Source organism: Wolbachia endosymbiont of Drosophila pseudotakahashii, from assembly GCF_026015925.1.
In the GTDB taxonomy this organism is placed as follows: Bacteria; Pseudomonadota; Alphaproteobacteria; order Rickettsiales; family Anaplasmataceae; genus Wolbachia; species Wolbachia pipientis.
In genome coordinates, this window is record NZ_CP110359.1 from 526,383 (window position 1) to 540,207 (window position 13,825).

At 37.6% G+C, this 13,825-nt stretch carries 14 protein-coding genes and 1 pseudogene; 5 read left to right on the plus strand and 10 right to left on the minus strand.

Translation table 11 applies throughout. From position 1 onward, the window contains the following. Nucleotides 1-26 precede the first annotated feature (26 nt). From ONI09_RS02725 to tsaD, 4 genes are all read left to right on the plus strand, one after another. Nucleotides 27-1,163, plus strand: a complete 1,137-nt coding sequence (locus ONI09_RS02725; RefSeq protein WP_265014346.1) for a cysteine desulfurase family protein — start codon at nucleotides 27-29, stop codon at nucleotides 1,161-1,163. A 528-nt stretch (nucleotides 1,164-1,691) separates the two neighbouring features. Continuing rightward, complete coding sequence (locus ONI09_RS02730) at nucleotides 1,692-2,429, plus strand: WD_0702 family putative metalloprotease (RefSeq protein ID WP_265014347.1); 738 nt, start codon at nucleotides 1,692-1,694, stop codon at nucleotides 2,427-2,429. A gap of 115 nt (nucleotides 2,430-2,544) precedes the next feature. Then, nucleotides 2,545-2,709, plus strand: a complete 165-nt coding sequence (locus tag ONI09_RS02735) for a hypothetical protein (protein WP_022626335.1) — start codon at nucleotides 2,545-2,547, stop codon at nucleotides 2,707-2,709. A 156-nt stretch (nucleotides 2,710-2,865) separates the two neighbouring features. Next, nucleotides 2,866-3,873 carry a tRNA (adenosine(37)-N6)-threonylcarbamoyltransferase complex transferase subunit TsaD gene (gene tsaD, locus ONI09_RS02740; protein ID WP_065095013.1) on the plus strand — a complete coding sequence of 336 codons (1,008 nt, stop codon included), beginning with the start codon at nucleotides 2,866-2,868 and terminating at the stop codon, nucleotides 3,871-3,873. Between the two features lie 352 nt (nucleotides 3,874-4,225). Here the strand turns inward: tsaD and ONI09_RS02745 are convergent, their stop codons facing one another. The 4 genes from ONI09_RS02745 to ONI09_RS02760 all read right to left on the minus strand — a co-directional run bounded on the left by ONI09_RS02745 (nucleotide 4,226) and on the right by ONI09_RS02760 (nucleotide 7,040). Then, on the minus strand, nucleotides 4,226-4,444 hold the full coding sequence (locus ONI09_RS02745) for a transposase (RefSeq protein ID WP_065095234.1): 219 nt from the start codon (nucleotides 4,442-4,444) through the stop codon (nucleotides 4,226-4,228). A gap of 2 nt (nucleotides 4,445-4,446) precedes the next feature. Beyond that, the gene (locus ONI09_RS02750; RefSeq protein WP_265014348.1) at nucleotides 4,447-4,740 is read right to left on the minus strand and encodes a hypothetical protein; all 294 of its coding nucleotides are present in this window, start codon (nucleotides 4,738-4,740) and stop codon (nucleotides 4,447-4,449) included. Further along, nucleotides 4,730-4,981, minus strand: coding sequence for a hypothetical protein (locus tag ONI09_RS02755; RefSeq protein WP_010081945.1), 252 nt, complete (start codon nucleotides 4,979-4,981; stop codon nucleotides 4,730-4,732). Before ONI09_RS02755 ends, ONI09_RS02750 begins: the two co-directional genes overlap by 11 nt. Nucleotides 4,982-5,441: 460 nt before the next feature. Continuing rightward, nucleotides 5,442-7,040, minus strand: a complete 1,599-nt coding sequence (locus ONI09_RS02760) for a hypothetical protein (protein ID WP_265014349.1) — start codon at nucleotides 7,038-7,040, stop codon at nucleotides 5,442-5,444. Nucleotides 7,041-7,134: 94 nt separating this feature from the next. On the opposite strand from ONI09_RS02760, the gene ONI09_RS02765 reads away from it, so the two are divergent. Beyond that, nucleotides 7,135-8,523, plus strand: coding sequence for a phosphomannomutase/phosphoglucomutase (locus tag ONI09_RS02765; RefSeq protein ID WP_265014350.1), 1,389 nt, complete (start codon nucleotides 7,135-7,137; stop codon nucleotides 8,521-8,523). A gap of 106 nt (nucleotides 8,524-8,629) precedes the next feature. On the opposite strand, the gene ONI09_RS02770 is transcribed toward ONI09_RS02765, so the two are convergent. The 6 genes and pseudogenes from ONI09_RS02770 to ltrA (ONI09_RS02795) form a co-directional block, all read right to left on the minus strand. Beyond that, nucleotides 8,630-9,358, minus strand: a complete 729-nt coding sequence (locus ONI09_RS02770) for an Rpn family recombination-promoting nuclease/putative transposase (RefSeq protein WP_265014351.1) — start codon at nucleotides 9,356-9,358, stop codon at nucleotides 8,630-8,632. Continuing rightward, entirely contained in the window at nucleotides 9,355-10,653 is a 1,299-nt protein-coding gene (gene ltrA, locus ONI09_RS02775) for a group II intron reverse transcriptase/maturase (protein WP_320109953.1), read from the minus strand. The genes ONI09_RS02770 and ltrA (ONI09_RS02775) overlap by 4 nt, the downstream gene beginning before the upstream one ends. An 8-nt stretch (nucleotides 10,654-10,661) precedes the next feature. Continuing rightward, on the minus strand, nucleotides 10,662-10,901 hold the full coding sequence (locus tag ONI09_RS02780; RefSeq protein ID WP_265014352.1) for a reverse transcriptase N-terminal domain-containing protein: 240 nt from the start codon (nucleotides 10,899-10,901) through the stop codon (nucleotides 10,662-10,664). A 37-nt stretch (nucleotides 10,902-10,938) separates the two neighbouring features. Next, entirely contained in the window at nucleotides 10,939-11,082 is a 144-nt protein-coding gene (locus tag ONI09_RS02785; RefSeq protein ID WP_173862902.1) for a hypothetical protein, read from the minus strand. A gap of 438 nt (nucleotides 11,083-11,520) precedes the next feature. Further along, nucleotides 11,521-11,760, minus strand: a pseudogene (locus ONI09_RS06820) (PD-(D/E)XK nuclease family transposase); the annotation flags it as partial. Nucleotides 11,761-11,905: 145 nt separating this feature from the next. Continuing rightward, entirely contained in the window at nucleotides 11,906-13,381 is a 1,476-nt protein-coding gene (ltrA, locus tag ONI09_RS02795) for a group II intron reverse transcriptase/maturase (RefSeq protein ID WP_265013824.1), read from the minus strand. Nucleotides 13,382-13,825 lie beyond the last annotated feature (444 nt).

Consider the following 13,825-nt stretch of genomic DNA (forward strand, 5'->3'; position numbering starts at 1 on the left):
TGATGGTAAACTTATTTAAGTGACAGATGAATCCATTCTCTTTAGAAAATAGTGGTTGCGTATATGCTGATTACAATGCAACTGCTCCAATTAGTGAAAATGTAAAAAAAAGTATATTTGAGGTCTTGTCAAAACAAACGCTCAATCCATCATCACTACATAAGAGAGGACAAGAAGCGAGGAAGATTCTTCAGGATGCAAGAGATAACGTACGTGGTGCTATTGGCGTTTCAAGTGATAAAGAAATAGTTTTTACGTCTGGTGCAACTGAAGCGAATAACCTTGTTATGAGAGGAATAGCAGGCTACCTGCATATAATTTCAGCTATAGAGCATCCTTCAATTCTTAATTCTGCATGTAATCCATATATAATACCTGTTAATCAGGAGGGCATTGTTGACTTTTTAGAGCTAGAAAAAATTCTAAGCGAACTTAAAGGAAACAAAGCAATAGTTTCAGTTATGATGGCAAGTAACGAAACCGGAGTTATTCAACCTATTGAGGAAATAGCTAAAATAGTACACAAGTTTGGAGCAATTTGCCACACTGACACTGCTCAAAGTGTTGGGAAAATTAAAGTTAATATGGAAGATTTAGGAGTGGATTTACTCACTTTATCCGCCCATAAATTTGGCGGTGTAGCAGGCAGTGGAGTTTTAATATTCAATAAAGAACTTGCGATAGAACCTATTATAATAGGTGGTGGACAAGAGAAGGGATTTCGTGGTGGTACGGAAAATATTGTTGCAATTGCAGGCCTTTCTGCTGCACTGCAAAATATTCCAGATCTTTTATCAAAAATGGATGAAGTAAAGGAGCTACGCGATCAATTAGAGTGTGAATTATTAAATCTTGCCAGTGACATAAGAATCTTCGGTAAAAACTCTAAGAGGCTGCCAAACACAAGTTTTATTTATATGCCAGGAGTAAAGAGTGATGTGCAGCTCATGCATTTTGACTTGAATTATATTGCAGTTAGTAATGGCTCCGCATGTTCTTCTGGAAAAGTTGAGCCTTCCCATGTTTTGCTTGCAATGGGGGCAACAAAAGAGCAAGCAGAGTGTTCAATTAGAATCAGTATAGGTCCAGAAACTAAACCACAAGACATAAAAAAAATAGTGGATTGTTGGTATAATATCTACAAGCAGAACACCTTGGTATAGATAATACGTGGTATCATGCAGGCACTGGCCGAGCATTAGATGTAAAAAATTACTTTACAACCCCGCGGTATCTCTAGATCCCGCTAACAAGCAGCGGGATGACGGTTATTAGGCTAGCTGTCATCCAAGTAGCTGACACTGGTTCCTTTATGACGGCAGTGCCCCTATGGTGTCATTCCAGTGCCCTGACTACTTGGATCTAGCAAGCTTTGCTTGCAAATAAGTCTAATACGTGTCGCGTTTTATGCCAAAACACAATTGGAGTTACATGCAAAATAGATCCCAGACTGGGATGACAAAAAAAGAGCACTGGAATGACACCATTTGCTGTGCAATTTACCTTCAAAAATGAATGTTCGTACAGCTATGGATTCATTCGCGGTATCTCACCATAGATCCCGCTGACAAGCAGCGGTATGAAGGTTATCAGTAAACATGAATTACTTTAGCTATGCAATCAGGCTTCCTAAAAACACTTTGTAGCCAATCAATTCTTGAGTATAAAAAAAATTCCTTTAATAATAAGGTATGCTAATCAGGAATTTAATAAAACAAGCAACTCAAGTAGGAAGCAGTGAAAATGCAATACGGTATGTCGAATATCTCTATCAATTTGAGAAGTTTAGAAACACATTAAACCTCACTTTGTCACTAATAAAGCAAAATAGGCTTTCGTTTGAGATATACCAAGAGGGATTAGTGGATATGGAAGAGGGAGTGTGTAAGACAATCAGGTCTTCCAGTGTAAATAGATATGTTATTGTACTGAGGAAGTCAAACCCATACATTATAGTGCATGAACTTTCACACATGGTTGAAAATGAACTGAACTTAAATTTGGAGCAGGAATTCCTCCATAAAGTTTACCAGGATATTGAACAGAACCTAAAGCAAGCAAATATTCTTGTGCAGAAAATTATCGGCCAAGTTATATTTAAGGAGATACAGGCTTATCAAACTGCAAAATCACGTGCATCTGAATTATTTGCACGCTATTTTGAGCTATTTGCTTGGGCGCAGGAGGTTTACCCTAAAGATAAAGAATACTTAATCCGCACTCAAGACTTAAACAAAGTGTTCCTTGCTACTGACCAATGGAAAAAGAGCTACCTTGATTCACAAATGATGGAGAGAATAGATAAGGAAATCAAGGAATACAGCAATAAAACTGCCACTAAAGACGTAACCAAAGTGCAAAGCAGTTGGACTAATAAATTTTCTCCTGGGGACAAAAAAATTAGCTCTATATTTGGAGATGATGATTAGCTTATAGTGCAGGCCAGACGTCATACCGCCGCGAACCGTCATACCGTGATTCATTCTTTTGGTGTACGAACATTGCAATTTGCAGGTAATTTGAGTAGTAGATGGTGTCATTCCAGTGCTTGACACTGGAATCCAGGAATTTGGATTGGGCACTAAGTTGGTGAGCATAAAAGTGGCTGATCTTATGTTAAAACACAACGTTCTTGATGAGATTACGGCAAGGCTGGATTCCAGTGTCAAGCACTGGAATGACACCATTTGCTGTGCAGTTTACCTTTAAGAATGAATGTTCGTACAGTTGTGCGCGGTATCTCATCAGCTAACACGTAGCGGAATGACGGTTGTCGGTAAATCTTTTAGCTATAGAAGTTAACTTTGCAGTTAACTTCTACAGCGTTTCAAAGTATAGTTTTGGTAATACAGTAACTAAATATACATGAAAACCATTTTAGCTGTTGAAACAAGCTGCGACGAAACTGCAGTAGCGATTGTAAATAGTGACAAGCAAGTCCTTGCTCACGAAATTCTCTCCCAAGCAGAACACAAAAAACGTGGTGGGGTGATCCCTGAAATAGCTTCACGTGCTCATATGAAGCATTTAAGTGGTCTAATAAAAAGCGCCGTGGAAAAATCTAACCTTAACTTTTGTGACCTCAATGCAATTGCAGCAACATCAGGACCAGGACTCATAGGTGGATTAATAGTTGGTACAATGATGGCTAAAGCAATTGCGCATGTAGCACAAAAACCGTTCATTGCAGTGAATCACTTAGAAGCGCATGCATTGGTTATTAGGTTACTGCATGAGGTAAAATTTCCATTTTTAGTCCTACTAATATCAGGTGGTCACTGTCAATTTTTAATTGCACAGGATGTAGGTAAATACATTAAACTTGGAGAAACGCTCGATGATTCACTAGGAGAAGCATTTGATAAAGTTGCTAAGATGCTGGGTTTAAGCTATCCCGGAGGGCCATTAATTGAAAAGTTAGCTAAAAAAGGCAATGGTGCAAGATTTAAATTGCCAAGGGCAATGATAAAACGTTCTGGATGTAACTTTTCGTTTTCTGGAATTAAAACAGCAGTAAAAAACTTAGTGCAAGAACTTAAAATGAGCGAGCAAGATGTGTGTGATGTATGTGCTTCGTTTCAAGAGTGTATTAGTGACATACTGCTGGACAGGGTTAGTAATGCGATTATTATGGCCGAATCTTTAAATATCAAAATCAATGACTTTGTGATTACCGGCGGAGTTGCAGCAAATAATTTCTTGAGAGAAAAATTAAAACAACACATAAACTTAAACATATTTTTTCCTCCCAACAACCTATGTACAGATAATGCAATAATGGTTGGATGGGCAGGAATTGAAATGTTACAGAAAAGCTATATAGATTCTCTCAATTTTGCACCAAGACCTAAGTGGGAGTTAGAGAGTTATTAAAAGCTCTCAATTCTGAATTATAGCTAAAGTGACTTAGGTTCTCTAATTGCACATAAGTCAACAATAATTTTCACACAAATCAAAACAGCATATCTTCTCCATAATCCTTGGTAATTTTACATAAGTTAAAAGTAGCATATGGTTCTCTCCGCGGTCTGAGATGACAATAAATTTGTCAAGCCGCATTATACTTGTTAGGCGGAAGTGGACGGCAACATATTTACCACGAAGTCTAACTAAGTTCTTGCTTGTCCCTTCCATCGGCATTGCTATCTTTATTTTCAATAAAATTATTGTCCTATGCTCTTTTGATGTTTATTGATAATAAAATTCTGTTTTATCAACCAACATCCTATGCATAATTACAGCTAATTTTCTTGCTACTGCTACAATTGCTTTTTTCATTCCTTTTTTCTTCGCAACCCCAGTTTTTTAATTTAAATGTCCTCTTGGTAACTGTAAGCATTGTTTGTGCAGCTTCATATAACATACTTCTACATTCCGCTGGTCCCATCTTTGATATGCTGCCATGCCGATCAACTTCTCCAGAAGAATATTGCCTTGGTGTCAACCCTATATATGCTCCAACTGTATCAGATTTCTCAAACCTATTGGGTTATCAATTGCAGCTTTATACGTCATTGCTACTATAATCCCCACTCCTGGAACAGTAGTTAACAATTTACAATCATCGTCTTTTTCACCTTGTTCTGAAAGCATTTTGTCAAGCTTTCTTAATGACTTTTCTATTGCTTCCAAACTACAAACTAACGCTTCAATTGAACTCCTACTGATTTCATCCAAATTATTTATTGCCTCTTGTATTCTTAAAGCGAAAGTTTCAAATTTTGATCCTTTATCGACCATGTATCTTCAACAACCCTCTTATTGTTCCAATAACCTGCTGTTTGCTACACATTAGCTGTCTTCTGCTTCCAAGCGCTATTTTAATTTGACAACTGATTTTACTAACACTTCTCATCATCTGCGCTATACCCCTCGCATCGTTTTTATCATTCTTATTGATTCTTGCAGACAACGCTGCTGCCATATGCCTTGCATCTACACAAATTACTGGTAATCCAAAACTCCTTAACTCTTTGCACATTGATATTGACAACTATCCACTTTCTATTCCTATGGGTTCGTATTTTTTGCCTTGGCTAATCTGCTATTGCCTTACTTTCGCTTGCAACAACTTCTTCCTTAACAACTTTTCCTTTCTCATCAACGATACTTATAAAAGTTTCTTTTAATGAGATCGCTATAATATTTCATGACCTACTGTAAAAGTTTAAATTATTTTTGAAGAACCAATTCATTGAATTTGTTACTTCGTGCTAAAATAATGGAGTATGTCTCTCCATCATTCAATAGCAATTACAGTATGTTTAGCTATAATTTGAAAAACAAAAATTCGTCATCCCGCTGCTTGTTAGTGGCTAAGAGATACTGTGAATAAATCACGGTATGACGGTTAAGTATCCCGCTACATGTTAGCGGCTGAGATAACGCGAATAAATCGCGGGATGACGTGTTGCTTGGGTCAGCTATAGAAGCAAAACTCATCATTTTGAAAGAGGAGGAGATTTTTCCGGACCCTCAGCGGAGATTGATTTTGGATCTGATAATTCTGTATTTACCTTGATTGGCTCTAATGGAGTTTTCTGCTCTTCCGGTTTATCATCTGGAATTGGAACAGGCCAATCCATAATGTTTTGCGGTATAACTTCTGTTTCTTTAGCTTCTTTTTGACCTGTTGAAGATGATGCATCAATTCCTGCATTTTTAGTAACTTCTTGTTTGAGTTGTTTATTTTCTTCTTGTAATTGCTTTAAATTTTTCTTTAACTCGTCAATCTCTCTTATTTTTTGTTTTAATTGTTCAGATATAGTTAGTTTGTCTCTAGTCAAATTTTTGTTTTCTTGTCTTAACCCACTAGCTATTCTGCTTGAGTTGTTGTTTACAGCTTGTATACCTTGGTCTTGCTGCTGCATGCTTGTTCCTCTACTTTCATATTCAACTTCAGTTTTAGTTGCCTGACCTTTTTCCTGCTGTAATATGTTCTGCAGTTGCTCTAGACTTTCTTTGACAGACTTCAACTCTTCTTGTAACATGTCTTCCTTTTCTTTATAACTCTCTTCGAGTTCCGCAAGTGTGGATTTTAAGGAGTCACGTTCTAAGCTTAGATTGTCACGCTGCTCTGCAAGTTTGTTAATTTCATTTATAGCCTCATCTACACCTTTTAATCTTTCTTGTTCATCGTAGTCATCGTCAATGTATTCATCAGTGATTTCGGACTCTTCATCATCAATCTTGCTTTCAACAGAAAAAGAACTTCTACGAGAAGAAGGTGTGCTAGGAGAGAAATACCCACTGCTGCTCGGTGTAGGTGACTGTGGTGATATATGTGGATCTTTTGTAAATATTTCCTCTGCTGGTACTTGCTGATCATCTACACTCCTGGACATGCCAGTAAAAGCTTGATACAGAGTTTTTCCGTTGATAAAAACTTCTTTATTTTGTCCGACTAACTTTAATACTTCTTCTGAACTCGTTATTCCTCCAAATTTTGGCTCACCAATAACACTCTGTATACCACCAGAATCCAATTTTACGGTCATGCTACAGTCTATGCTGTTACCTTCAGAATCCTTAGCCTGCCAATTAATGGTCATTTCACATGAGCTTGAACCAGTAAAATCATAGTGCCTTTCGCTGCCTTTTTTGGTTGCAGTTATTTGACTATCTTTCCCTAAAGATATGTTATAAACCTTACCTTCACTGCTGGCCCTTAAAATATTGCTAATTTCTATTGGTTTTTCTTCATTTTCAAATCTAATTTTGAAGTCATTATCTTTTGTTGAATACGCTAAGAAATTTTGACCAGGCAGAGACGACTTAAGTTCTTTATGCGTTGCGTCTATTGATTGCTCAAATTTTTGGAACTCCTTTTCCCACTTTAAATTTATCTGTCCTGTAATGTTCTCATCTTTGCGTAAAGGACCAATAAAGTACCAGATGAGATTTTCTTCCTTTAGTTTTTTTATAAAATCCTGAAGATCGTTGCAAGATTCAATGACACTTAAAATATCATTTTTCTTCTGTTCATCTACATCTAAACTTTGACTTTCAGCTATAAATACATTTTCGTTTTCCTGTGGCATAATTTTACATTTTAAAAAATATACTATAATATTAACAGATTTCTTTAAAAAGTCAACTAATTGTTGGATAAATAAACTTGAGCATTTGGCTAAAATGTTATATAGTAGTCACTTCAAGAAGTACAGTATGGACAATACCATTATAAGAAAATACGATATTAGAGGTATAATAGGCAAAGATTTGCAGATTAATGATGGGTACGAAATAGGCAGAAAGTTTGGCCAAACCGTAGCTAATGTTTGTGTCGGCTACGATAGTAGAATAGATTCACCAGGTATAGAAAGAGAATTAATTAGGGGCTTAACTTTATCCGGTGCAAATGTTATACGCGTTGGACTATGCTCTTCACCTATGCTTTACGCTGCAACACAAATCACACAGGCGGATCTTGGTATCATAATAACTGCCTCTCATAACCCCAGCGAATATAATGGCTTTAAATTTTTTAGTAATAAGAAAGTCTTCTCAGATCAAGAGATAAAGGAAATTATAAGCAGTCCAATTAAAAACAGCACAAGAATTGGAAGCTTAATTAACATAAATATATATAGTGAGTACATTAGCATATTGAAAAGTGCGGTAAAGAACAATAATACACAAAAGTTAAAAATAGCCTGGGATTGTGGAAATAGTCCAGCAAGTGGAATCATAAGGTATATTGAAAAGATCTTGCCCGGTCATACGCACATCGTAACCAATAACTCTATAGATGGGGCATTTCCACTGCATGATCCAGACCCCATAGAGGAAAAGAACCTCGCTCAATTAATTGACATTGTGAAGGAATATGAATGTGATCTTGGCATTGCGCTAGATGGCGATAGCGATAGGGTGCGCTTAATTGATAATAAAGGCAGTATTGTTTCCAATGACCATTTATTTATAATTTTTGCACGTGAAGTGTTGGAGGAATATCCAGAAAGCAAAGTTATTGCTAACGTAAAAATGAGTATGAAAGTGCATGATTTTGTTAGCAAGTTGGGAGGGCAAGTTATCACCTGTGCTACTGGACATTCACTAGTTAAGAAGAAGATGGTAGAGGAAGAGGCAAAGTTTGCTGGTGAATTAAGCGGGCACTTCTTCTTTTCTGAGCTAAGTTTTGATGATGGGCTATATTCTGCTGTTAAAGCAGTTGACATTTTGCTTAAGAAAAACCAAAGCCTATCTCAGGTGATTGAGGATTTACCGAAGTTATATATCACTCATGAAGTGAAGATTGTAGTGAAAGATGAGAAAAAGTTTCAAATAATTGAGTCAATAAAGAAAACACTGGAGCAGCAAAATATTGTATTTTCAGATCTTGATGGTGTTAAGGTAACCGATAATAAAGGTTGGTGGCTTCTTAGGGTATCAAATACGCAAAACTGCATTACAGCAAGATGCGAAGGAGAGACTTTAGAGGGTTTTGAACTTACTAAAAAGGTTTTGTTCCATTACATTGATGAAGCAAGGTCTTTAAATTGTAGCTACTCACAGAAATAAATTTGATTTATAAAATTGACATGAAAGTATAAAGATAAATAGGCTAAATGTACTTATCACCTGGTCAGGCTGCAGCATTATTTCGTGTAACCGTTTGCGGGTCCACTTAATTCTGCAATTCTTTGATCTCACTCATGGAGAGGCCAGTAAACTTAACAATAGTGGTGACATCAACATTATTAGCCAGCATTGTTTTTGCAACTTCAATTTTTCCTTCCTTTTTAGCATCATCAAGTTTTTGTTCAAGAACAGCCCGTTCATCACGAATACGTTTTATTTCCTGTTCGTAGGCAATAAATTCTTTCTCTGACCAGTTGAATCTATTTAGTTCTTCATAGGCCTTTTTAATTATTACATCACTACCTATTATTTTTTCCAGCTCTTCCTCACTAGTCTCATCTGCATATTTAAAGAAGTAGATCCATTTTTCAACTATATTTGAAAGCTGATCCTCTTTAGTTTTTGGAAATTTTGGCAATTCAATAAATATGAAGTAAAAATCTTTTAGATCGTGTTCATTAGTATCTTCATCCCGAATAGTATGCTTTGATTTATACTCAGACTTGTCCGGAAACAGGATACAATCTGCTATAGCAATAAAGATAATTTCCTTAAGGTTATGATACTGGTCACCTTTATCAGCTTGCCTTGAGTAAGCTTTAGCAGCATAGTATTGGGCACGTTTTTCAAATCCTTTTGTTTTAGCGACCTGGTCAGGTAAGGAAGCAGTATTACTACTACTCCCTCCCTTAGAAACGCAGCATGCAGGTTTCCCCACACTACGCTTGAGCCCCTTATCTAAGTTCTTCTTTTCTCGAACCGGCTTGTCTTTCATAAATCCTCAGAATACATCAACTTTAGTGGTGACACTAACAGTAGAGAACCTTCTCTTGAAAAGGAGCTTGCTAACATTCTTGTTCGTTTCACTCTCTCATCAAAATACTTTTTCCATTTTAAGTCAAGTGGATTTGCATCCGCCCTGATTTTAACATGACGTCTAATAGGAATGTCGCTTAGTTTGAGTAAGCTCATAAACCTTATTTCCTTTGGTTTGTTCTTGCATACAGAAGTAGCAAAGACCCATTGACGATGATTCATTACTTTAAAGTAACGATTTTTTATCCAACGTAATCCTTTACGGGGATGTCTTGTCTTTGCCCATTTCCATAAACTATGCCAAATTTCATTGTCTATCTTGCTGAACGCTTTTTTAGCACACACATGACGGTAGTAGTTTTCCCATCCTCTTAATAAAGGGTTGAGTGATTTAATTACTACAGCTTGTGAACTGCCTATATTTGCTTTTATTAATGCACGCACTTTTTTAAGAAATCTCTTAATACTTTCCTTCGAAGGCGTAATAAATAATTTCTTACTATATCTACGCACATTACAGCCAAGAAAGTCGAACCCTTTTGTAATAAATGTAATCTTTGTCTTTTTTTCTGACAGAGCTAGACCTCTTTCACGAAGAAAGGATGATACCATAGGCTTGACTTCATCTTCCAGTAACTCATGTGTGAAACCTGAAATAATAAAGTCGTCTGCGTACCTGATTAAATTTACTCCACTTCTGATTTTGTCTCTTCTTTTGCTACCTAATTTACCAAAGCGACTTTCTAATAACCGTTCAAGACCATCTAAGGTAAAATTAGCTAGTATTGGAGAAATTATACCTCCTTGCGGAGTGCCAGCAGTTGTGGGATACAAGGTTTTTGACTCTAGGAAACCAGCCTTTAACCAACTGTGGAGAATTTTTTTCTCCATAGGAATATGCTTCATAAGCCATTCATGGTTAATGTTGTTAAAGCACCCTTTGATATCGCCTTCTAATATCCATTGTGGTCGATTGCGCCTTGCCAATAATAAGTGACAAGCCTTAATAGCATCTGCGCAGGATCTTTTGGGCCTAAAGCCGTAGGAGTGACGATCACTGATTGTTTCAGATATCGGTTCCAGAGCAAACAAATACAATGCTTGCATAGCTCTATCTTTTATCGTGGGTATTCCAAGAGGTCTTCTTTTGCCATTAGATTTATTGATATAAATTCGTTTTAGCGGGGAAGGTTTATATCCTCTTTGCTTTAACTGCTTTATTCCTTGAATTTTAGCATTGCAAGTTAACCACAGTTGACGATCTACACCTGCCGTGTTTTTCCGTGGTTTTCATTTACTCTTTTAACAGCTAAAGCTTTGCTACTAAAGGAGCGTGTGAGAAGATGTTGTAAAGCTTTCACCTTACCCCATCTTCCTTGTTGGACAGCCTTAACAATACGTCTTTGTAGCCTCATAACAACTTTTTGGCATTTCTTCCGGAGTAACTGGTTCCATGCTTCGGAGTTGTTGGTAGGTGCACTTACAGTTGTACTTGTAATCATCTGCTTTCCTACCTTAAGTGGTTAACAAAGTTTCTTGTCATGAGGGACCAAATGGAAGTCTGCTCGTTTTCACGCGAATTAATGTTACAAATTCTATCCATTTCGTTACAAAATGGCATTCGCTTTCTCCATTATCCTTTACCTGCACATCCATCAGCATTCCTTGCGGGTTGCCTGCCATATAGGCGAAAATACAGGCTTACCCTGTTCCTTCTATCATACAACAGTGGGTTAGGTGGCTTCTCTATACCGGTGATTTGCGTACATCCAGAAATGAAAAATGTCACATTACCTTTTGGTCGGAGCTTATCAGCATCTTTAGCTCTTTAATCGTTACGATACTTATGAAGCTTCACTTACGTTCACCATACCACTAAGCCTAGCCCTCCAACCACATGATGCTTGTAGTTTATGCTTTCTCTCACGATTGAGCATCTTCTTTATCAAGAGGAGGTTCATTGTCCGCATCGCTCGGCACCAACCGGTTACCCGATTCGCACTGATGCGTAGACTCAGATGGCAAAACATCTGGTTTAATAAGTTTTAGGATTCTTTCAGTTTCTTTCTGAAGGAATTCCTCTCCTTTTAAACAATATGACCGAAGACTTTCAGGTCGCACCATTTCGACTATTACTTGCACCCCATTTTCATCCCTGCAAAGAACATCAACGATACTTTGTTTTTTAGAGGCAATTCCAGCATCTTGAATAGTGCTGAGGAATTCTATTTCTTTTATTTCATCTTTGCCAGTGAACCCCAAAATATCATTGAGAAAGTGAATGAGGATGTCTTTACTTTTTTCAGTACCAAAAATACGCCGGAAAGAGTAAGAGTTCAATGGACTAAGATATTTACCCATCGAACCCTCCTCTAGGAACCGTACGTGAAAGTTTCCCTTCATACGGCTCGAGCCACCTTAAGTCCTTTTCTTTAGAAACGGCAACAGTTTTTATCGAATATTTGGACATATCAAATTCCTTCTTAGAACTAACATTAATCATACCTTACCATTTTTGCAAAGAGAAGAGTTTTTTTGATTGACGTTCTTTAAAGTAAGCATACCACTCTTTATCATAGGGGTTAGCTACTGCTCTAATTTTCTTATGGCGGCGAATTGGTACACTTGTCGCTTGGAAGAGTTCTTTCCATTCAATTATGTTTTTATTCTTAGCCAGTACTGCAAAACACCATTTTCGAGACTCCTTGACTTTAAAGTATTTACCTTTAATCCAACGTAATCCTTTATTAGGATGTCTGCGTTTTGACCAGTGCCATAAGGCTTTGAAGATCTCATGGTCCACTTTTTCGTAAGCTTTTCTCGCACATATTCCTTGATGGTAATTGGCCCATCCTCGAATTTGAGGTGTAAGCATATCAATTACTTTTTCTTGGGTTTCTGCGTTCTTCTTGCGAATTAGGTACCGGATGCGCTTCAGAAGTCTGTTTACACTTTTTTCTGAAGGTTTGATGATTAGTTTTGTTTTGTACTTGCGTACTGTCTGACCGAGAAAATCGAATCCCTGTTCTATGTGTGTGATCTTTGTCTTTCCTGCCGATAAAGATAGCCCTCTTTGGCTCAGGAAGTCCTCTACAAGCCGTTTGACTTTAGTCTCTAGAGTTTCTTTCGATTTTCCAGTTACTATAAAATCATCCGCATAGCGGATCATGTGTACACCATATTTCTTGCGTTTTTTGGTTCCCTTTTTTCCGAAATGTTTATTGAAAACATCATCAAGACCGTCGAGAGTTAAATTAGCAAGTACAGGAGATATAATTCCACCTTGTGGAGTTCCTGCTATTGTGGGATGTAGCATTCGTCTTTCTACGAATCCAGACCTTAACCATTTATTTAGGATACTCTTTTCCATTGGAATTGAGTTTTTCAACCAGTGGTGGTCTATTTCATCGAAACACTTCTTAATATCCTCCTCTAAAATCCATTGCGGAGCATCACGTCTTGCCAATGTTATGAAAATTTGACTTACCGCATCTGCTGCTGAACGATGCACCCTGAATCCATATGAGTGAGTGTCTCCTATTGTTTCTGCAACAGGGTCCAAGCCCATAAGGTATAAGGCTTGTATCGCACGATCTTTTATAGTTGGAATACTAATCGGCCGCTTGCCGCCCTCAGGCTTGATTAGATAAATGCGTCTCATAGGTTGAGAGCGATATCCACGTCGCTTTAGGCTAGCAATTCCTTGAGATTTAGCTGAAGGACTTTGCCACAACTGATTATCAACACCAGCCGTGTATTTTCCTTTGTTCGAAGTTACGCGTTTCACTGCTAATGCTTTAGCACTAAAACTACGTGTGAGAAGATGTTGTAAAGTTTTCACTTTATTCCATCTCCCATCTTTTGTTGCCTGAACAATACGAGCTTGTAGCTTCCTGGTTTTTTTCTTACATTGAGACCAATTAATTTGGTTCCAGTGCTCGGCAGTACCGAAAGGTGCACTTACAATTTTACCTGTAACCATCTGCTTTCCTCTCTTTAAAAGTTTTACAAACAATCTTGTCCAAGATGACCATTGTGGACGTCAGTTCTCTTTCGAGCCAGGTAACGTTAAACCTGTATCACATCCATTACAGATGAGCGTTCACTTTTTCCACACTCCCAATCCCACATACCCATAAGCCTTTCTCACGATCGACCTTACTGAATATCCAATATTGGTACTCAGAGATATATGGGGTTTCCTTGTTCCACCTATTAAACAACAACGGGTTAGGATTGATCTCTACACCGGTGACCTTGATGTTTGCGTATCAAATGCGTTCAGTTTGATAACCAGTCTACTTACCTTTTGGTTCAAGCCTATCAGTGTCTTTGGCTTGTTCGACGTAACGATGCTTAGGATCATTTGCTTGCGCTATCCATACCATTAACCCTAGCCCCCGTGCCAACTCGACACTTATAGCAT